The sequence below is a fragment of the Hydrogenophaga palleronii genome, assembly GCF_031457455.1.
Taxonomy (GTDB): Bacteria; Pseudomonadota; Gammaproteobacteria; order Burkholderiales; family Burkholderiaceae_C; genus Hydrogenophaga; species Hydrogenophaga palleronii_A.
Genome location: NZ_JAVDWU010000007.1, coordinates 166,070 through 185,044, shown reverse-complemented (window position 1 = coordinate 185,044; position 18,975 = coordinate 166,070). Strand labels below are relative to the sequence as shown.

Genomic DNA, 18,975 nt, shown 5'->3' with positions numbered 1-18,975 from the left:
ATCGTAGCGCTTTGCCTTGCACAATGAACGAGGGGTTCCACGGGAGGCGAACCCTCGCTGTCGATTCCGGGACATGGTTGTCATGTCCCTTTCTTCCACCCCCCTCACGGCACGGTCGAGATCCGGGCCTCGGTGAGCGAGGCATCGAATCGCAGCTGGGCGGGCCACGGCTCCCAAGTGGTGCCCAGCGATGGGTGGTTGGGGTTGCCGGTGCGCGCAAACGCGCCCAGGGTCTTCATCATGTGCCCGGAGAGCGCCAGCCGCCCCGGCCGGTTGGCCTTGCTGTTGCTCGCATTGGCGAACACCGATGGGCCGAAGTTGCCAAAGAGGAACGGCAGGTCGAATGCATGGGCGGCGCCGTAGACCGTGTTCCACGGCGCGGGCTGCTGCGCCCAGTCGAACTGGTAGTACCAGACCTCGCCCTGCTGCGCCCTGAGCGTGTTGAGCACGTTGTCGCGGCTGGGCGCCATGAAGGCGGAGGCCAGCAATCCGGCGCGGGCGGTCCAGCCTGTTCCGGGAGTGTTCGATGGCACATAGGCCGCATCAAGGATGTCGCCTTCGGTCAGCAGCGTGGGCGCATCGGGGTTGAAGCCGGCCATCAGGTGGAAGCGGTCAAAATCGTTGATCTTGAAGCCCGGCGGGCCGCCCAGCAGGGTGAGGAAGGGCGCAAAGAGCTTGCCCTCCTCCCCCGTGTTGCCGGCGAGCACCGGCACCTTGTTGTACTGGCCGGCGGCCATCGCGCCAATCGGATCGGCGGGAAGCACGGTGCCATCGGGAATCGGCCCCGATCCGGTGAGACCGTTGGCGAGCACGGTGGTGAGGATGGCGTCGCCGCTCTTGCCGCGCAGGTAGTCAGCGATCTGGGTGGCAGACTGTGTGGCGATCCAGGCCTGCGCCCCCGCAGGGTCGGCGGCCAGGCCGTCGGCGATCACCAGCCGCGTCAGCAGGGCATTGCCCTGGGCCTGGTAGGTGCTGGCCGGGTTCAGCGTGGGGATGGTGCCCGGTGGCAGGTTGCTCGCCAGCGAAATGCCGCCAGAGAGCGGCACGATCTTGTGGAACAGCCCTGCGGCCGTGGGCGAGGCCATCAGCGCCCAGGCGTTGATGGCCCCGGCGGACTGGCCCATCAGCGTCACATTCCCGGCATCGCCGCCGAAGGCGGCGATGTTCTGCTGCAAAAATTTCAACGCCTGCACGATGTCGAGCAGCGCAAAGTTGCCCGAGTCTTCGGCGCTGTCGGTGCCGGTCTTGAGCTGTGGCAGGTTCAAGAACCCCAGCACACCCAGGCGGTAGTTCAGCGTCACCACCACCGCATTCGCACTGCGCGCCAGCGCCGCGCCGTCGTACACCGGGTCGGCCGTGTAGCCGGAGATGTTGCTGCCGCCATAGACAAGCACGATCACCGGCAGATCTTTGGTGGCATTGGCCGGGCGCCACACGTTGAGCGTGAGGCAGTCTTCATTGCCCACCGGCGTGTTGAGCGTGGCGGCGATAGTGTCGTCGTAGGTGTTGTTCGCACCTGGTCCGTAGATGCGGCCGTTCTGCAGGCAGGCGTGGCCGAAGGCGGTGGCCTGTCGCACGCCCTTCCAGGCTGCGGGCGCCACAGGCGCCTTCCAGCGCAGGGCGCCGACCGGCGGCTGGGCATAGGGAAGGCCTTTCCAGGCATAAGTGCCGGTGGTTTTCGCGTCGTTGCTGCCCTTGACCGTTCCCTGCGCGATCTGCCGCACCTCGGGCAAGGGCGGGTTGGGGGCCGCGTCCGATCCGCCGCCGCATGCCGCCAGGAGCAAGCCGATGGCGCCCACGCTCCAACCTACCCACACAGGTGTCCTCTTGTTCATGTCTTGTCTCCTCGTTTCGGGGGTAAACAACAGCTTGCGCAGCGCAGCAAAATCCCGTTGAATGCGGGGCTCGCCGGCCACTCGAACCGCAGCGCTGAGTCTAGAAACACCGACCCGAAACGGCGCTATCGCAACACCGCCAATCCACTGACTTCACGACCCATCCGCATGAAAAGGACCAGCTCGGCCACCTGGGTCAAAGGCATTGCCGACATGTTCGCGTCGCAGGGCCTGGACCTGCCGCGCCTGTTCACGGCGGCCGGCATCGACATCGCGCAACTGCAGCAGCCAGACGCCCGCTTCGACGCCGAGGCGATCAGCCGCCTATGGGAATTGGCGGTGGCGTGGTCAGGCAATCCTTCGCTGGGCATGGACCGCGAGCTCGCCAACCGCCACGTGAACTTCGATCTGGTGGGCTACGTGATGCTGGCCAGCCCCACGCTCAAAGCCGGCCTCAAGTGCTTCGCGCGCTACCTGGCGGTGATCTCCGACGCCGCCACCTTCGAGCTCGAGCCGCAAGGGTCGCAGCATTGCTGGCTGGTGCTGGGCCACATCGGCAACTCGCGTCCCGTCCCGCGCCAGCGGCAGGAATACGGCCTGCTCGCGCTGTCCACTTTGTGCTGCTGGATCACGCGGCGCGACGTGCAGCCGCGCGCAGCCGAGTTCACTTTTCCCGAGCCGGCGGACGCCGGCCCCTACCTGCGCGCCTTCGGCTGCCCGGTGCGCTTCAACGGGGGCGCCACACGCCTGCTGCTGGACAACGCCGACCTGGACACACCGCTGCCTTCGAGCGACCCGATGCTGTTCGACATGCACCAGCGTGTGATCGAAGCGCGACTGGTGCGCCTGGGCCACGCCAGCGCGGCCCACCGCGTGAGCGAGGCGATCGTGCGCCTGCTGCACCTGGGCGAACCCCGTCGCGAAGCCATCGCGAACAGCCTGGCCATGGCCGACCGCACGCTGCAGCGCAGGCTGCAAGAAGAAGGCACCAGTTTTCAGCAACTGCTGGACGATGCGCGGCGCGACCTCGCACAGAAGTACCTGGCCGAGGCTCGCTACACGCTGACCCAGGTCGCCGATCTGCTGGGCTTTGCCGACCAGAGCAACTTCTTTCGGGCTCACAAGCGCTGGTTTGGCATGTCGCCCGGCCAGTACCGCGCACGTTTGCTGACCAACGAGCCCGTCACCACGCTCGATTGACCCTGTGCCCTGCCGTGTCGGCGCCGATGGCGACAATGGTGGGCATGAACCGATCCATTGACCTGGCCACTGGCCTGGACCTAGGCCTGACCTGGCGCAACCGTTTCGCCAGCTTGGGCGAAGCCTTCTACACCCTGCTCTCACCCACGCCGCTGCCGCAGCCGCACTGGGTGGGCACCAGTCCGGCGGTGGCCGACCTGCTGGGCCTGGACCGCGCCTGGCTTGAGTCGCCCGACGCCCTCAATGTATTCACAGGCAACGCGCCCGTGGCCGGCACACAACCGCTGGCCAGCGTGTACAGCGGCCACCAGTTTGGCCATTGGGCGGGTCAGCTGGGCGACGGCCGCGCCATCCTGCTGGGTGAGGTGGACACCGCCTCTGGTCCCCAGGAAGTGCAACTCAAGGGCGCGGGACTCACACCCTACTCCCGCATGGGCGACGGCCGCGCCGTGCTGCGCAGCTCGATCCGCGAATTCCTCTGCAGCGAGGCCATGCATGGTCTGGGCATTCCCACCAGCCGCGCGCTGTGCGTGACGGGTTCGCCCGCCCCGGTGTACCGCGAGACGGTCGAGACGGCTGCGGTTGTCACACGCGTGGCGCCGAGCTTCATCCGCTTCGGACATTTCGAGCATTTCTCTCATGGGGGTTTGCATGGCGAACTGCGCCAGCTCGCCGACTTCGTGATCGACCGCTTCTACCCGGCCTGCCGCGAAGCCCCGGGCAACCCCTACGCAGCGCTGCTTGAAGCCGTGAGCGCGCGCACCGCGGTCATGGTGGCGCAGTGGCAAGCCGTGGGCTTCTGCCACGGCGTGATGAACACCGACAACATGAGCATCCTGGGCCTCACGATCGACTACGGCCCTTTCCAGTTCCTCGATGCCTTCAACCCGGCCCATATCTGCAACCACAGCGACACGGGCGGGCGCTACGCCTACATCCGTCAGCCCAACATTGCCTACTGGAACCTGTTCGCACTGGGTCAGGCGCTGCTGCCCCTGATGGACGACCAGCAGCAGGCACTGGACGCCCTGGAGCCCTACAAAGCCCTGTTCCCGGCCGAACAGCAACGGCGCATGGGGGCCAAGTTGGGTCTGGCTTCTGTGCAGGCTGGCGACACCGAACTGGTGGAGTCGCTGATGCAACTGATGGCCAAGGACGCCGTGGATTTCACGATCTTCTTCCGCCGGCTGTGCGGCGCCGTGAGCGGCCCGCTGGAGCCGGTGCGTGATCTGTTCCTGCAGCGCGAGGCCTTTGACGCTTGGGCGCTGCGCTGGCGCGAACGCCTGCATGCCCAGCCCGGTTTCGACGCAGACGCCACCGCCGCAGCGATGCGACAGGTGAACCCGCGCATCGTCCTGCGCAACCACCTGGGTCAGGGGGCGATCGAGCGTGCGCAGAATGGCGACTTCAGCGAGGTGGATCGGCTGGTGAAAGCTTTGGCCTTCCCGTTCGACGAACGGGAAGGCGAAGATGATCTGGCGGCTTTTCCGCCCGACTGGGCCAGTCAGATAGAGATCAGTTGTTCATCTTGAGAAACACCCCCGCCGCAGTATTTGGAAAGCACCCCCGCCGCGCTTCGCGCGACCCCCTCAAGGGGGCACACCTTTGGACCGGCAAAGCCGGATCCTTGGTGTTGCTTGGTAAGACATTTCGCTCCGGACTTGTGTCGTGATGCAATGAATTTTTGAAAGGAAAAACCGTGGACTTCCCCGTCAAGAAAACCGATGTCGAATGGCGTGAGATTCTGGCTGCCAAGGGGGCCGAGCCTGTGGCCTTTGAGGTCACGCGGCATGCCCATACCGAGCGGCCGTTCACCGGCAAGTACGAGGCTGTGTGGGAGGACGGCAGCTACCACTGCATCTGCTGCGGCAACCACCTGTTCGATGCTGGCACCAAGTTCGACGCCGGCTGCGGCTGGCCCAGTTTCTGGAAGGCGATTCCTGGCGCCATCACCGAGATCACCGACCGCAGCCATGGCATGGTGCGGGTGGAGACCGTGTGCAGCCAGTGCGGCGCGCACCTCGGCCATGTGTTCGAGGACGGCCCGGCGCCCAGCGGTTTGCGTTACTGCATGAACTCAGCTTCGCTGGAAAAAAAGTAGCTCCCCCCTGCGCCGCTGACGCGGCTTCCCCCCTCTCTGGCGCGGCTCCGCCGCTTGGAGGGGGGACGCACCCTATGGCCCGGCAAAGCCGGTTCCATGGGTGCCTTGGATCGAGGCACTTCTCGCCGGAGACTTTTCGGTACTACCCCCTGCGCCGCTGACGCGGGGAAGGCGTTCAGGTGCTCCAGGCCACCAGCAGGCCAAGAACAGCGCCCAGACCCAGGCCTGCGGCCACATCAGATGGAAAGTGTGCACCGGCGTACACGCGCGCCCAACCCGTCAGCAGCGCAATGGAGCCCACGAGTGCGATGTCCAGATCCAGCGGACCGAATGGCAGCATGAAGCCGAACAGGCTGCCCATCACCATGGCGTGGGTGCTGGGGAAGCCCGCGCGTCGGCTGTGATTGAGGTGGTTCGCACACAGGCCCAGGGCGAAGGGTCGCGGCAGTTCCCAGCGGGCCGCAAACCGTTTGCTGACGAGTTGGACGATGCCGGCGGTGATCAGGGCATGAAGCACCAGCACACGGTCCCGAACGTCCTCGATGGCCATGTCGGCCAGCACCACCACAAGTGGCACCCAGCTCCAGCGGGCCAGCCACTTGGCCATCTCCAGCAGCTTGCAGGGTGAGCGTCCGGCCCCCATCCATCGAAACAGGCGCACGTCCCAGCGACGCCAGGCAGGCTGAAGTTCGGTTGAATCGGGCGAAGTCGGCAAAGCTTGCATGGCTCGCGGCGGGCGTCGGCAGGTTGATACAAAGCGAAACAGGTTGAAACCGGGCGGATGCTACACGACAGATGATGAAAACCTCATGAATGCCCCTGGGCCCGCCTTCAGGCAGTTGACAGGCGCGCGCAGACTGCCGATGGCCGGCTCAGGGGTTGCCCGCTGAAGGGGCAAGGTGCTCTTGCTGCAGAGCGTGGGCGGCCACCACAGGGGTGGCCTGTGCCAAAGACATCCACACGTGCAGTGGCAAACGGGGCATGGCCCGGCGGGGTGCCTCGCGCAGCACTTCCAGCCGGCCCTCTCTGGCCACCATCACCCCGCATTCGGGCGGCACGTCGTCAGGCCCACCCACCGGGCGCCCTTTCGCATCCAGCCCCAGCACATACCAGCAGGCCCCGGCCATGCCGAGGTAGGCGGCACGCTTGGCCGGTTTTTTCAGATCGCCCAGCAGGTCAGCTCGGCTGACCTTGATCTCGTGCACCACCGGCTCCAGGTAGACCTCGACCGAACTGCGCCGGATCGAGAACACGTCGGGACAGGCCATGCACCATGCGTGGTCGGGCAGTGCCTGGAGGGCCTCGGTCTCGTCGTCGAACGCACGCAGTTGCATGGACGCGATGGGCGGCTCCGCGGCCATGGCGACGTCTGCCGGCAGGCCCTGCAACAACGACCTGGGCAGCGGCACGCGCAAGGCGAGCCCGCGCCAGGCCAGGCGCCCGGCCCGTGTCATGGCCACCGCCACCTGTTCCACCAGCGCTTCGTGCGGGCTTCGCGCCGCCTGGTTGCGGGCGAAGGCCTGCGCCAGCGTCTGGATACCGGCGTCGGTCAGGCGCAAGGTCTCGTGACCTTCGGCAGAGCGCAGGCGCTCCACCTGCCCGGCGGCAATCAGCTCCACTTCCAGCGAGTCCTGGCAAGGCCACCCAGCGGAGCGATAAATCTCACGCAGGCGTTGGTGGTGGCGCCGGTTCAGGGTGGGCTCGGTCGGGTCCATGAGCTGACTATATATCCAGTACCATCCACGCACCATGCCTGTGGCAACGACCAACGAACTGCTGCCCATGCCCGAGGGTTCTGACGCGCCCCTGGGCGAAGTGGCGGTGCGCACCCTGTGCGAATTCGCCGCGCGCGCCGGTGATCTGGACCTGCGCTTCTCCGCGTCGCCCAGCGGCCAGGAAGGCGTGGCCGGCCACAGCACGGTGGCTGCCCGGCGCGGCCCGGCCTACCAGCGTGAACTGCCTTTGTCGGCGACCTGGCAGGGCTTGCGCGTGCAGGGCCGTGCCGACGGCTTCGACAGCGAGGCCGGGCGGCTCGAAGAGATCAAGACCCATCGCGGCGACCCGGCGCGCATCAAACACTCGCATCAGGCCCTGCACTGGGCACAGGCGCGCGTCTACGGCTGGATGCTCTGCAACCAGCTTGGCCTGGCCGAACTCGACATCGCACTGGTCTATTTCCACATTGACACCGGCGTGGAGACGCCCCTGCTGCAGCGCCACCGGGCCGACGAACTGCGCGCTCACTTCGAAGGTCTGTGTGAACGCTACATCGCCTGGGCACGCAGCGAGGCGCTGCACCGCAGCCGGCGCGACGCGGCCCTGCGCGCCCTGGCCTTCCCTTTCCCATCGTTCAGGAAGGGTCAGCGCCCGCTGGCGGCAGCGGTGTACCGCCACCACGGTGCGGCGCGCACGCTGCTGGCGCAGGCACCCACCGGTATCGGTAAAACCATGGCCACGCTGTTTGGCGCGCTCAAGGCAGCCCCGGCCGCACACACCGACCAGCTGCTGTACCTCACCGCCAAAACCACGGGCCGAGGCCTGGCACTTGACAGCCTGCGCCGCCTGGGCCTGGCAACCCCCGACTCAACGGTGCGCGTGCTCGAACGTGTGGCGCGAGACAAGGCCTGCGAGCACCCCGACAAGGCCTGCCATGGCGAGTCCTGCCCGCTCGCTCGTGGCTACCATGACCGCCTGCCCGCCGCCCGGCAAGAAGCAGCGCGCACCGGCTGGCTCGACCAGGCCAGCCTGCGCGAGGTGGCCCTGCGGCACCAGGTGTGCCCTTATTACCTGGGCCAGGAAATGCTGCGCTGGAGCGACGTGGTGGTAGGCGACTACAACCACTTCTTCGACCTCCATGCCCACGCCTGGGCGCTGGCTGTGGACGAAAACCGCAGGGTCGGCCTGCTGGTGGACGAAGCGCACAACCTGATCGAGCGCGCACGCCAGATGTATTCGGCCGAACTGCACCCGGCCTCGCTGGCCGCCCTGCGCCAGAGCCCACCGCCCGGGATGGGTGCGTCCCTTGACCGGCTGCACCGTGCCTGGGGCAGTGTGGCCATCGCTTCTGGCGCTGAACACGCCCTGCTCGATGAGCTGCCCGACGGCTGGGTCACCGCCCTGCAACAGCACAGCGCAGACCTCACCGAGCACCTGGCCCAGGCCGACGAAGCCGCCCACCCGGTGGATCCACGGGTGCAAGCCTGGCTGTTCGAGGTGCTGGGGTTTCTGCGCGTGGCCGAACTGTTTGCCGATCACTCACTGGTGGAACTCACACGCATGCCACCCACCGGTCGGGCACGCAAACCCCGCCCCATGATCGCCATACGCAACCTGGTGCCCGGCCCGCTGCTGGCCGCACGCTGGGCCGCCGCACAAGGGGTGACCCTGTTCTCGGCCACGCTCACGCCCATGGACTATGTGGTGGACTTGCTCGGCCTGCCCACGGAAACCACCCGGCTGGACGTGCCATCGCCTTTTGCCACCGAGCAGCTCGCGGTGCGCGTGGCGCCACACATTTCCACCCGCTGGCGCGACCGCGCAGGCTCGCTCGACGATCTGGTGGCGGCCATCGCCACTCAGTACCGGCAGGCGCCCGGGAATTACCTCGCCTTCTTCAGCAGCTTCGACTACCTGCAACAGGTGCTGGCCCGGCTGCAGTCGCTCTTTCCGTCACTGCCGGTCTGGGTGCAGTCGCGCGCCATGGGCGAGCCGGAGCGGGATGCCTTCATCGCGCGCTTCACCGAAGCCGGGCAAGGCATCGGCTTTGCGGTGCTGGGTGGGGCCTTTGGTGAAGGCATCGATCTGCCTGGTCGGCGGCTGGTGGGCGCCTTCATCGCCACACTGGGTCTGCCACAGGTAAACCCGTTCAACGAACATTTGCGCCAACGCCTGCAGCACCGGTTCGGACGTGGCTACGACTACGCCTACCAGTTCCCCGGGCTGCAAAAAGTGGTGCAGGCCGCCGGCCGCGTGATCCGCAGCGAAGAAGACCGCGGTGTGGTGTGGTTGCTGGACGATCGCTTCGCGCGCTCAGAGGTGCGCCGCTTGCTGCCAGCGTGGTGGCATGTTGAACCAAATCCAGATCCCCAGTCAGCGACGATCGCCGCGCGGTCTGGCGATGACGTCAGGCCGAACCCTCAGCGAACAAGCGGCTCGCCAGAATGTCCGCAGGCATGAGGGTGGTGAGGTCTTCCCGGGTGAGTTCGCGGTCGCGGTCGACAAACAGCCGGCTGGCCTGTCGCAGCCGCGCGCGGTCAAGCGCGTTGCGCACGCTGCGCGCATTCGCAAAGTGCGGCAGTGGTATGCGGCGCTGCAGGTAGCGCTCGAACGCCTCGCGCGCGCCCTCGCCAAAGCGATAGTTCATCGTGCCCAGCATGCGATCGGCAATCGCCAGCAACTCATCTTCGCTGTAGTCGGGAAAGTCGAGGTGGTGCGCAATGCGCGAGGACAGGCCGGGATTGGATTTGAAGAAGGTATCCATGCGGTCCTTGTAGCCCGCCACGATAACCACCAGATCGTCGCGCTGGTTCTCCATCACCTGCAGCAGAATCTCGATCGCCTCCTGACCATAGTCGCGCTCGTTCTCGGGCCGGTACAGGTAGTAGGCCTCGTCGATGAAGAGCACGCCACCCATGGCCTTCTTGAGCACCTCTTTCGTCTTGGGCGCCGTGTGGCCGATGTACTGACCCACCAGATCATCGCGGGTGACGCTGACCACATGGCCCTTTCGCACATAGCCCAGCCGATGCAGGATCTCCGCCATGCGCATGGCCACCGTGGTCTTGCCGGTGCCGGGATTGCCGGTGAAGCTCATGTGCAGCGACGGCGTTTGAGCCTGCAGGCCCAGGTAGAGTCGCAACTTGTCGACCACCAGCAGCGCCGCGATGTCTCGGATGCGCGCCTTCACCGGCGCCAGACCAATGAGGTCCCGATCCAGCTCGTCCATGACCGCCTCGACCTGGCTCTGCGACAGCACCTCGTTGATGGTGCGTGCGGCGGTGTCGGGCACGGCCGCTGGAGCCGATGCGACCAAGTCAAGCACTGCGCCTGGGATGTGGTAACTCGGTGCATTCATGGCAAGTCTCCGGAGCGAGTTGTCTTCATCCAGAGATGCCGCGGAACCGGCTTTGCCGGGCCGCTGGCATCGCCCCCTGGAGGGGGAGCGCCGCAGGCGCGCGGGGGTGACCTCAAGAATACCTTTCAGACTCAGGCATGTCGGTGGCGTAGCTGTGCACCGTGTAGCGCATCGTGCGTCCACCAGACTCCTGGCGCGACAGGGCGAAGCCCGGCTCCCTGGCGGGTCGGTTGACGATGAAGCTCATCGCGATCGACTCGGTGTTGCGAGTCGAGTCGAAGGCCATCATGCGGATGTAGTGGTTGGGAAACGTCTTGCGGCAGGTGTTCAATTCGAGCATCACGCCAGCGGCGTCCTTCAGGTCGAACATCGGATGGCCGAACATCTCCCAGTAGGTGTTGCGCGGGTGCGGGTCGTCGGTGTATTCCACGCTCCAGGCGTAGCCCTTTTTCAGGCCGTATTCGATCTGCATGGCGATCTCGGCATCAGTGAGGTCGGGCAAAAAACTGAACTGGCCTTGCGTCAGCCGGCCCGTGGGGTTGGTCATCATGGTGAGGAACTCCAGAAATGGGGCAATGGTGTTGGCGTGAGGTAGCGCTCATCCAGGGGCACCACGGATCCGGCTTTGCCGGTCCCAGGTGCCGTCCCCCTCCCGCCGAAGGCGAGAGAGGGGGAAGTCGCGAAGCGGCGCAGGGGGTGCTTCCCTTCAAGCAACGGTTGGGGACACGGCATAGTCCGACGTGTCAGTTGGCGCGTAGTTAAAGCTGATCTCGCCCCAGGTATCGAGCGCAGCCTTGAGTGGGCTGCAGCCTTCGGCGGCTTTCTTCAGGATGCTCGGGCCTTCCTCAAGAATGTTCCTGCCTTCGTTGCGCGCCTTCACCATGCTCTCCAGCGCCACGCGGTTGGCCACGGCACCGGCCTGGATGCCTTGTGGGTGGCCGATGGTGCCTCCGCCAAACTGCAGCACCACGTCATCGCCGAAGAGATCGATCAGCTGGTGCATCTGGCCAGCGTGAATGCCACCAGACGCCACCGGCATCACCTTCTTCAGGTCGGCCCAGTCCTGGTCAAAGAACAGGCCGCGCTGCAGATCCGTCCTGGTGTAGCTGTCGCGGCAGACGTTGTAGTAGCCCTGCACCGTCATCGGATCGCCTTCGAGCTTGCCGACCGCGGTGCCGGTGTGCAAATGGTCGCAGCCCGCCAGGCGCAGCCACTTGGCGATCACGCGAAAACTCACGCCGTGGTTCTTCTGCCGTGTGTAGGTGCCGTGGCCGGCGCGGTGCATGTGCATGATCACGTCGTTGGCACGGCACCATTCCGCCATGCTCTGGATCGCGGTCCAGCCGATCACCAGATCCACCATCACGACCACGCTGCCAAGTTCCTTGGCGAAGTCGGCGCGACGGTACATCTCCTCCATCGTGCCGGCGGTGATGTTGAGGTAGCTGCCTTTCACTTCACCGGTGGCCGCACTCGCCTTGTTCACCGCGTCCATCACATAAAGAAAGCGATCGCGCCAGTGCATGAACGGCTGAGAGTTGATGTTCTCGTCGTCCTTCATGAAGTCCAGACCGCCCTTGAGGCCTTCGTACACCACGCGCCCGTAGTTGCGGCCACTGAGCCCCAGTTTGGGCTTGGTGGTGGCGCCCAGCAACGGGCGGCCGAACTTGTCCAGGCGCTCGCGCTCGACCACCAGGCCGGTCGGCGGGCCCTTGAAGGTTTTCACGTAGGCCACCGGAATGCGGATGTCTTCCAGCCGCGCCGCCTTCAGCGGCTTGAAGCTGAACACGTTGCCAATCAGGCTGGCCGTCATGTTGGCGATCGAGCCTTCCTCGAAGAGGATCAGGTCGTAGGCGACCCAGGCGAAATACTCGCCCGGACGGCCCGGCACCGGCTCAACCTTGTACGCCTTGGCGCGGTAGCTGTCGCAGGCGGTCAGGCGGTCTGTCCACACCACCGTCCAGGTGGCCGTGCTGGATTCACCGGCCACCGCCGCTGCCGCTTCCACCGGGTCCACGCCGTCTTGCGGAGTGATGCGGAAGAGGCACAGGGTGTCGGTCTCCTTGATCTCGTAGTCGGGCTGCCAGTAGCCCATCTGCCGGTATTTGAGAACGCCTGCGCTGTAGCGCTTTTTGGCGTCGGTGATGATGCCTTCGTTGCAGGTTTCGGTCACGTCGTCTCCTCTGGGCTGGGGTGTGAAGCAGGGTGTGAGCGGACTATAGAAACGCATTCAGATAAGGTAAATTCAAAACTAATGCCATATCAGTTAAGAAACTCTGAATTGATGGGCCTTGGTCACGCTGCGGCGCGCCTTGGCGGCGTGCGCTGGGCCCAGTTGACGGGGTTTGATGCAGGCGCAACCTGCAGGGCGCGAGACTGGCGCGGATGTGCCCGCCAATGGCCAGCGGGCCAGTCGCCGCTGGTGGCCTGCATCGGCTGGCGCCGGAACGGCGAACGCTTCGCGGCCCCTGCCCCTGGCGGCGAGGGGCGCCCATGCCAGCGTCGCCTCAGGCGACGACGTCTTCGGGCACTGCTTCCTGCAGATTCGGCTCGATCAGCACCTGGTCGATGCGACGCCCGTCGAGCACCAGCACGGTGAAGCGCCAGCCGGCACAGTCGACATGCTGGTTCTGGTCCAGCAGGTCGCCAGCCACGGTTTGCATCAACCCGGCCACGGTGTTGTACCGTCCCTTGTCTTCATCAGGCAGGTCATCGATGCCCAGCCGCGACTTGAGTTCGGCCACGGGCATGGCGCCGTCCACCAGCCAGGCACCGTCTTCGCGCTGAGTGGCCCAGGCGTCCACCGCGGCGTGCGGAGAAAGCTCGCCAGTGATGGCCTCCAGCATGTCCAGTGGCGTGAGCAAGCCCTGCACCACACCGTACTCGTCCACCACGAACACCATGCGCGTGGCTCGTTCGCGGAACTGTTCCAGAAGCTCCATGCCGCTGAGCGTCTCGGGCACGAACACCGCCGGCTGGGCATGCTGGCGGATCGGCTCGTTCACGCCATCGGCCTGCAAGGCCAGCAACTGTGGCAGATGGATCACGCCCACCACATCGTCCAAGCCATCGCGGCACACCGGGTACCAGGAATGACCGGTGGTCCACGCCTTCTGCACCGCCACGTCGATCGAGTCCTGTGCGTCCAGCCACTCGATCTCGGATCGGTGGATCATGATGGAGGTGAGCTGCCGGTCGTCGAGCAGGAACACGTTGCGCACCATCTGGTGCTCGTGTTCTTCGATGATGCCGGCGTCCACCCCCTGCTCCAGGTGCGCCTCGAGCTCGGCTTCGGTCACCTCGTGACGCACGTCCATGGGAACACGCAGCAACTTGAGCACCAGGTTGGTGGAGATGGCCAGCAACGCCACGAAGGGCCTTGCCACCAGCGCCAGCAGCACCAGCGGGCGCGACACCCAGCGGGCGATCGTTTCGGGTGCGCTCTGGCCGATGCGCTTGGCCACGAGTTCACCGAACACGATGGTGATGTAGGTCACCACCACCACTACCACCACCGTACCCAGCGCATTCGCCACGCCTTCGCTGAGCCCCCACCTTTCAAAGGTGTCGCCCAGACCTGCGCCGAAAGCACCCTCGCCCACGATGCCGTTGAGCAGGGCAATGGTGGTGTTGCCCATCTGGATGGTGGAGAACAGATGGGTGGGGTTGTCCAGCAGGCGCAGTGCGGCAGCAGACCCCTTGTCCCCGGCATCCGCCAGGGCACCAAGGCGCACACGGCGGCTGGAAACCAGCGCGATTTCGCTCATTGAAAAAACGCCGCTGAGAAACGTCAGAAAGGCAATGAGCAGGATGTCCATAATTGTGGATGGCACTTTACATGATCGGCGACGTGCAGGGCTGCGACGGCGCTCTGGGGCAACTGTTGGAAAAGATCGGGTTCTCGCGCAGCAGGGACACGCTGTACCTGCTGGGTGATCTGGTCAACCGGGGGCCGCAATCGCTGGCTGTGCTGCGGCGGATGATGGCACTGGAAGGGTCGGCGCATTGCCTGCTGGGCAACCACGACCTGCACCTGCTCGCCACCGCCATGGGCGTGCGCAAACCGCACCGCAGTGACACCATGGGCGACATCCTCGCCGCACCCGACCGCCTCGCACTGCTCGACTGGCTGCGGGCTCGCCCCATGGCGCTGTACGAGCACGGCTGGCTGATGGTGCACGCGGGCGTCCTGCCGCAATGGGACGCCGCGCTGACCTTGCAGCTGGCCGGCGAGCTGGAAACCGTGCTGCGCCACCCGGACTGGGCCGACTTTCTGCACCACATGTACGGCAATGAGCCCGCGCAATGGCAGGACGGGCTGGCCGGAACCGATCGTCTTCGTGTGGTGGTCAACGCCCTGACGCGCCTGCGCTTCTGCTCGGCAGAGGGTGTGATGGAGTTTGAAACCAAGGACGACGCAGGTTCCGCGCCGCCGGGATTCATGCCCTGGTTCAATGTGCCGGGACGCCGCACCGAAGCGGTGTCGGTGGCCTTTGGACACTGGTCCACGCTGCAGGGTGCAGGGCCCGAAGGGGTGCTTCCATTGGACACCGGCTGTGTGTGGGGAGGCTGTCTGACCGCGGCGCGCATCTCGGCGCCTGGCCAGATCAGCGAACGCATTGCCGTTCCCTGTGCACAGGCTCGCAAGCCTGGAAAAAAGCAGGGCACCTCAGAACAGGCTCAAGGGCGCCCCGGTTGATTCAGCGCTCGTTCTGTTCAAGAGCGGGCTGTTGCGGCTCCTCAGCGGCCTCGGGCGCCGGGGGCGCAGCTTGCACTTCTGCCCGCTTGAACAGGGCAGGAACCTTTTTGCGGCTCTTGATGTTGGGCGAGGTGCTGCGAGCCACAGGCCGCTGTGATTGCTCCCACGAGGGGGGCGGTGCATCAGCGGGAAGGGCCGGCTCGTAGGGCTTGTCGAACAGGGGATCTGCAGGCTGGCGCGGCGCCCGCGGTGCGCGTGGCGGTGGCGCTTCACCGCGCGGGGCCCGCGCTTCGCGCACCGGTCGCTCGCTGCCCTCGCCCTGCTGCCACGCCCGTTGGCCGTCATTGAAGTGACCGGCCGGGCGGCGATCGGCTTCCAGCTCCAGGGCTTCGAGTTCGAGCTTCTTGCCCAGCAGCTTTTCCAGGTCGCCCATGAGTCGCGCATCGCGCCCGCTCACGAACGATACCGCCAGACCCGATGCACCCGCGCGACCGGTGCGGCCGATGCGGTGCACGTAATCTTCGGCGTTGAACGGAATGTCGAAATTGAACACCGCCGGCACGTCCTTGATGTCCAGGCCGCGCGCGGCCACGTCGGTGCACACCAGCAGATCGACCGCGCCGGTCTTGAAGGCGTCGAGCGCCTTCAGCCGCTCGTCCTGGCTCTTGTCGCCGTGCAGCGCGGTGGTGTTGAGCCCCTCACGCTCCAGCGAACGCGCCAGCCGTGCACAACCGAGCTTGCTGTTGACGAACACGAAGGCCTGCTTGAGGCCGCGTTCGCGCAGGATCTGCTTGAGCACGCCGCGTTTGTCGTCGTCGTCCACCCGGTAGAAGTGCTGCTCCACAGTGGACGCGGTGGCGTTGGAACGCGCGACCTCGATGGTCACCGGATCTTGCAGGTAGCTGTTGGCCAGGCGCTTGATTTCGGGCGAGAACGTGGCCGAGAACAGCAGCGTGGTGCGTTGCTTGGGCAGGTAAGAAAGAATGCGCTGCAGATCGGGCAGGAACCCGATGTCGAGCATGCGATCGGCTTCATCCAACACCACGTACTCGACCTGGTTGAGCACACAGTTCTTGGCCTCGATATGGTCCAGCAGGCGCCCTGGCGTGGCCACCAGCACCTCCACACCCTTTTTCAGTTCGGCGGTCTGCGGCTTCATGTCCATGCCACCGAACACCACCATGCTGCGCAGGTTCGTGTACTTGGCATAAAGCTTGACCTGCTCGGCCACCTGGTCGGCCAGCTCGCGCGTGGGCAGCAGCACCAGCGCACGCACGGGGTGGCGGGCGGGTGAGGTGGACGTGTTGTCGTGCTTCATCATCCGCTGCAGCAGGGGCAGCGTGAAGGCGGCCGTTTTGCCGGTACCGGTCTGGGCCGCGCCCATCACGTCCCGGCCTTGCAGCACCACGGGAATCGCTTGCGCCTGGATCGGCGTCATGTTCTCGTAGCCCATTTCGGCCACGGCCTTCTCAAGCGACGGAGAGAGAGAAAGTTCAGAGAAAGATTGGGTCATTGGCTTCAAAGTTAGCCGGGTATTGTCTCACTTTGATGATTTTTCGAAGAAAAACTCCGATAGCACGTGCCCTACCCCGTCCAGGGCACCGCGGAACCGGCTCCGCCGGGCCGCCAGTGCCGCCCCCTGGGGGTGACGCCGCAGGCGGCGCGGGGGGGCGATCACCTGCGGCGCGGGGGGTCACAACTCCCTGGCTTTGAACGTGTCACACGCGGTCACACTGCCGGTCTGCAGACCGGCGTCGAACCAGCGCTGGCGTTGCGCGCTCGTGCCGTGGGTGAAGCTGTCGGGCACGACCTGTCCCTGGCTTTTGCGTTGCAGTGCGTCGTCGCCGATGGCGGCCGCCGCATTGAGCGCCTCTTCCACATCGCCCGGCTCCAGAATGGCCTGCGACTTGTGGTTGTGGTGCGCCCAGATGCCGGCAAAACAATCCGCCTGCAGTTCCAGGCGCACGCTCAGCGCGTTGTATTCGCGCTGGCTCACACGGCCACGCATCTGGTCCATCTTGTCGGTGATGCCCATCAGGTTCTGCACGTGATGGCCCACTTCGTGCGCGATCACGTACGCCTGTGCAAAATCGCCGGGCGCGCCCAGCTGGCTGCGCAAGGTGTCGTAGAAGCCCAGGTCAATGTAGACCTTTTCATCGCCAGGGCAGTAAAACGGCCCCATCGCAGACTGTCCGGTGCCGCAAGCCGTGGGCGTGGCGCCTCGAAACAGCACCAGGCGGGGTTTGCGGTACTGGGCGCCACCGTCCTTGAACACCTGGCCCCACACGTCTTCGGTACCGCCCAGCACGGCCGCCACGAAACGGCCCATGTCGTCGGTGGGTGCCTGGGCGGGTCCGGGAGCGGTCTGGGTCTGTGTCGGCGCCATCAGGTCACCGCCGCCGCTGAGCGCCCCCAGGATGGTGATGGGGTTGATGCCGAAGATCCAGCCGGCCACCAGGGCCACCACAATGGTGCCCAGGCCGATGTTGCGACCGCCCGTGCGGCGTCCCCCGCCCCCACCGAACATGCCGCCACCCGGTTGGGAACGGCGGTCTTCCACCTGATCGGACTGGCGGTTCTTTTCCCACTTCATGGTCTGGGTCCTCGGGTTGGGGCGATGGCGCCGGACGCAGTCATACCACGCCGCTCATGGGAACACCAGCCCCCCGGCAGGATCAGCGAGTGCTCAGCTTCTCAGGCCTTGGGCAGGGTGACGCCGACCTGACCCTGGTATTTGCCACCGCGATCGCGGTAGCTGGTCTCGCAGACTTCGTCGCTTTCAAAGAACAGCACCTGGGCGCAGCCCTCACCCGCGTAGATCTTGGCCGGCAGCGGGGTGGTGTTGCTGAACTCCAGCGTCACATAGCCTTCCCATTCGGGCTCGAAGGGCGTCACGTTGACGATGATGCCGCAACGCGCATAGGTGCTCTTGCCCAGGCAGATGGTGAGCACGTTGCGCGGGATGCGGAAGTACTCGACCGTGCGCGCCAGCGCAAAGCTGTTGGGCGGGATGATGCAGTAATCGCCGTGCATGTCGACGAAGCTTTTCTCGTCGAAGTTCTTCGGGTCGACCACCGTGCTGTGGATGTTGGTGAACACCTTGAATTCGGGAGCGCAGCGGATGTCGTAGCCGTAGCTGCTGGTGCCATAGCTGATGACGCGCTTGCCATCCACTTCACGCACCTGGCCGGGCTCGAAGGGGTCAATCAGGCCGTGCTGCTCGGCCATGCGCCGAATCCATTTGTCGCTTTTGATGCTCATGGGCCGCCATTGTAGGGAGGTCCGCTGCAGCCATGCGGATTTCGGTCGCCACCGGAATCACCGGGCCGCTGGCGGGCCTTGCCGCAACGCAAGGAAAATGACCTCACAGATCTTCATGTAATTTCAGTAATTCCTGAAAATTCAATCTGAACTCGCTACATTGCCCCCATGTCGCTGCAAGACCACCTCCCTCCCCTGAACCGCGAATTCGTGGCCCACTTCGGCGAAATGGGCAGCCGCTGGGGCATCAACCGCACCGTCGGCCAGATCTACGCCCTGCTCTTCATTTCGTCGAAGGCACTCAATGCCGACGAGATCGCCGAGACCCTGGAGTTTTCACGTTCCAACGTGAGCATGGGCCTGAAGGAGCTGCAGGCCTGGCGCCTGGTGCGCCTGCGCCACCAGCCAGGCGACCGGCGTGAGTACTTCGAGGCCCCGGCCGATGTGTGGGAAATCTTCAGGGTGCTGGCCGAGGAGCGCCGACGGCGTGAGGTGGAGCCCACCCTGTCGATGCTGCGCACCGCTTTGCTGGAGCAGCCCACCACCGACGCCGAACGCCATGCCCAGGCCCGCATGCGCGAAATGCACGATTTGATCGACCGCCTCATGAACTGGTTCGACGATGTGCAGAAACTCGCGCCCGAAACCGCCATGCAGCTTATGGGCATGGGCACCCAGGTCACGCGTGTGCTGGAACTGAAAGACCGCCTTACAGGCAAGTCGCCCAAGCGCACGGCGCCTCCACCAGACGCCTCTCAGGACGCCGCAACCTGACCCCAGCTTGTACTGAACCGCCCACCGGAAA

At 65.5% G+C, this 18,975-nt stretch carries 16 protein-coding genes; 6 read left to right on the top strand and 10 right to left on the bottom strand.

The features are described 5' to 3' along the window. Positions 1-104: 104 nt before the first annotated feature. Positions 105-1,835: a carboxylesterase/lipase family protein gene (locus tag J2W49_RS17000; RefSeq protein WP_310318847.1), complete on the bottom strand. Its 1,731-nt coding sequence runs from the start codon at positions 1,833-1,835 to the stop codon at positions 105-107. Between the two features lie 168 nt (positions 1,836-2,003). On the opposite strand from J2W49_RS17000, the gene J2W49_RS16995 reads away from it, so the two are divergent. From J2W49_RS16995 to msrB, 3 genes are all read left to right on the top strand, one after another. After that, positions 2,004-3,035 (top strand): AraC family transcriptional regulator, encoded by a 1,032-nt coding sequence (locus J2W49_RS16995; protein WP_310318844.1) that lies wholly within the window; start codon positions 2,004-2,006, stop codon positions 3,033-3,035. Positions 3,036-3,079: 44 nt separating this feature from the next. Next, positions 3,080-4,567 carry a protein adenylyltransferase SelO gene (locus J2W49_RS16990; protein ID WP_310318841.1) on the top strand — a complete coding sequence of 496 codons (1,488 nt, stop codon included), beginning with the start codon at positions 3,080-3,082 and terminating at the stop codon, positions 4,565-4,567. 167 nt (positions 4,568-4,734) lie between these two features. Beyond that, entirely contained in the window at positions 4,735-5,136 is a 402-nt protein-coding gene (gene msrB, locus J2W49_RS16985) for a peptide-methionine (R)-S-oxide reductase MsrB (RefSeq protein WP_310318838.1), read from the top strand. A 175-nt stretch (positions 5,137-5,311) separates the two neighbouring features. Here msrB and J2W49_RS16980 read toward each other — a convergent pair whose 3' ends face one another. After that, positions 5,312-5,860 carry a phosphatase PAP2 family protein gene (locus J2W49_RS16980; protein WP_310318836.1) on the bottom strand — a complete coding sequence of 183 codons (549 nt, stop codon included), beginning with the start codon at positions 5,858-5,860 and terminating at the stop codon, positions 5,312-5,314. 148 nt (positions 5,861-6,008) lie between these two features. Further along, positions 6,009-6,851: a hypothetical protein gene (locus J2W49_RS16975; protein ID WP_310318832.1), complete on the bottom strand. Its 843-nt coding sequence runs from the start codon at positions 6,849-6,851 to the stop codon at positions 6,009-6,011. 34 nt (positions 6,852-6,885) lie between these two features. Between J2W49_RS16975 and J2W49_RS16970 the strand changes: the two genes are divergently transcribed. Beyond that, a complete protein-coding gene (locus J2W49_RS16970; RefSeq protein ID WP_310318829.1) occupies positions 6,886-9,312 on the top strand; it encodes an ATP-dependent DNA helicase in 2,427 nt (808 codons plus the stop codon). On the opposite strand, the gene cbbX is transcribed toward J2W49_RS16970, so the two are convergent. The 4 genes from cbbX to J2W49_RS16950 form a co-directional block, all read right to left on the bottom strand. Next, complete coding sequence (gene cbbX, locus J2W49_RS16965; RefSeq protein ID WP_310318827.1) at positions 9,260-10,210, bottom strand: CbbX protein; 951 nt, start codon at positions 10,208-10,210, stop codon at positions 9,260-9,262. The two genes, J2W49_RS16970 and cbbX, sit on opposite strands and share 53 nt — an antisense overlap. A 112-nt stretch (positions 10,211-10,322) precedes the next feature. Then, positions 10,323-10,760, bottom strand: coding sequence for a ribulose bisphosphate carboxylase small subunit (locus J2W49_RS16960; protein ID WP_310318825.1), 438 nt, complete (start codon positions 10,758-10,760; stop codon positions 10,323-10,325). 156 nt (positions 10,761-10,916) lie between these two features. Beyond that, positions 10,917-12,383, bottom strand: a complete 1,467-nt coding sequence (locus tag J2W49_RS16955; protein WP_310318822.1) for a form I ribulose bisphosphate carboxylase large subunit — start codon at positions 12,381-12,383, stop codon at positions 10,917-10,919. A gap of 334 nt (positions 12,384-12,717) precedes the next feature. Then, positions 12,718-14,028, bottom strand: a complete 1,311-nt coding sequence (locus J2W49_RS16950; RefSeq protein ID WP_310319176.1) for a hemolysin family protein — start codon at positions 14,026-14,028, stop codon at positions 12,718-12,720. 8 nt (positions 14,029-14,036) lie between these two features. On the opposite strand from J2W49_RS16950, the gene J2W49_RS16945 reads away from it, so the two are divergent. Then, complete coding sequence (locus J2W49_RS16945) at positions 14,037-14,909, top strand: symmetrical bis(5'-nucleosyl)-tetraphosphatase (protein WP_310318819.1); 873 nt, start codon at positions 14,037-14,039, stop codon at positions 14,907-14,909. Between the two features lies 1 nt (position 14,910). On the opposite strand, the gene J2W49_RS16940 is transcribed toward J2W49_RS16945, so the two are convergent. The 3 genes from J2W49_RS16940 to dcd all read right to left on the bottom strand — a co-directional run bounded on the left by J2W49_RS16940 (position 14,911) and on the right by dcd (position 18,170). Beyond that, positions 14,911-16,422, bottom strand: a complete 1,512-nt coding sequence (locus J2W49_RS16940) for a DEAD/DEAH box helicase (RefSeq protein ID WP_310318816.1) — start codon at positions 16,420-16,422, stop codon at positions 14,911-14,913. A 180-nt stretch (positions 16,423-16,602) separates the two neighbouring features. Further along, positions 16,603-17,502, bottom strand: coding sequence for a KPN_02809 family neutral zinc metallopeptidase (ypfJ, locus tag J2W49_RS16935; protein WP_310318813.1), 900 nt, complete (start codon positions 17,500-17,502; stop codon positions 16,603-16,605). Positions 17,503-17,603: 101 nt separating this feature from the next. Next, a complete protein-coding gene (gene dcd, locus J2W49_RS16930) occupies positions 17,604-18,170 on the bottom strand; it encodes a dCTP deaminase (protein WP_304911578.1) in 567 nt (188 codons plus the stop codon). Positions 18,171-18,338: 168 nt separating this feature from the next. On the opposite strand from dcd, the gene J2W49_RS16925 reads away from it, so the two are divergent. Beyond that, positions 18,339-18,944: a GbsR/MarR family transcriptional regulator gene (locus J2W49_RS16925; RefSeq protein WP_310318809.1), complete on the top strand. Its 606-nt coding sequence runs from the start codon at positions 18,339-18,341 to the stop codon at positions 18,942-18,944. Positions 18,945-18,975 lie beyond the last annotated feature (31 nt).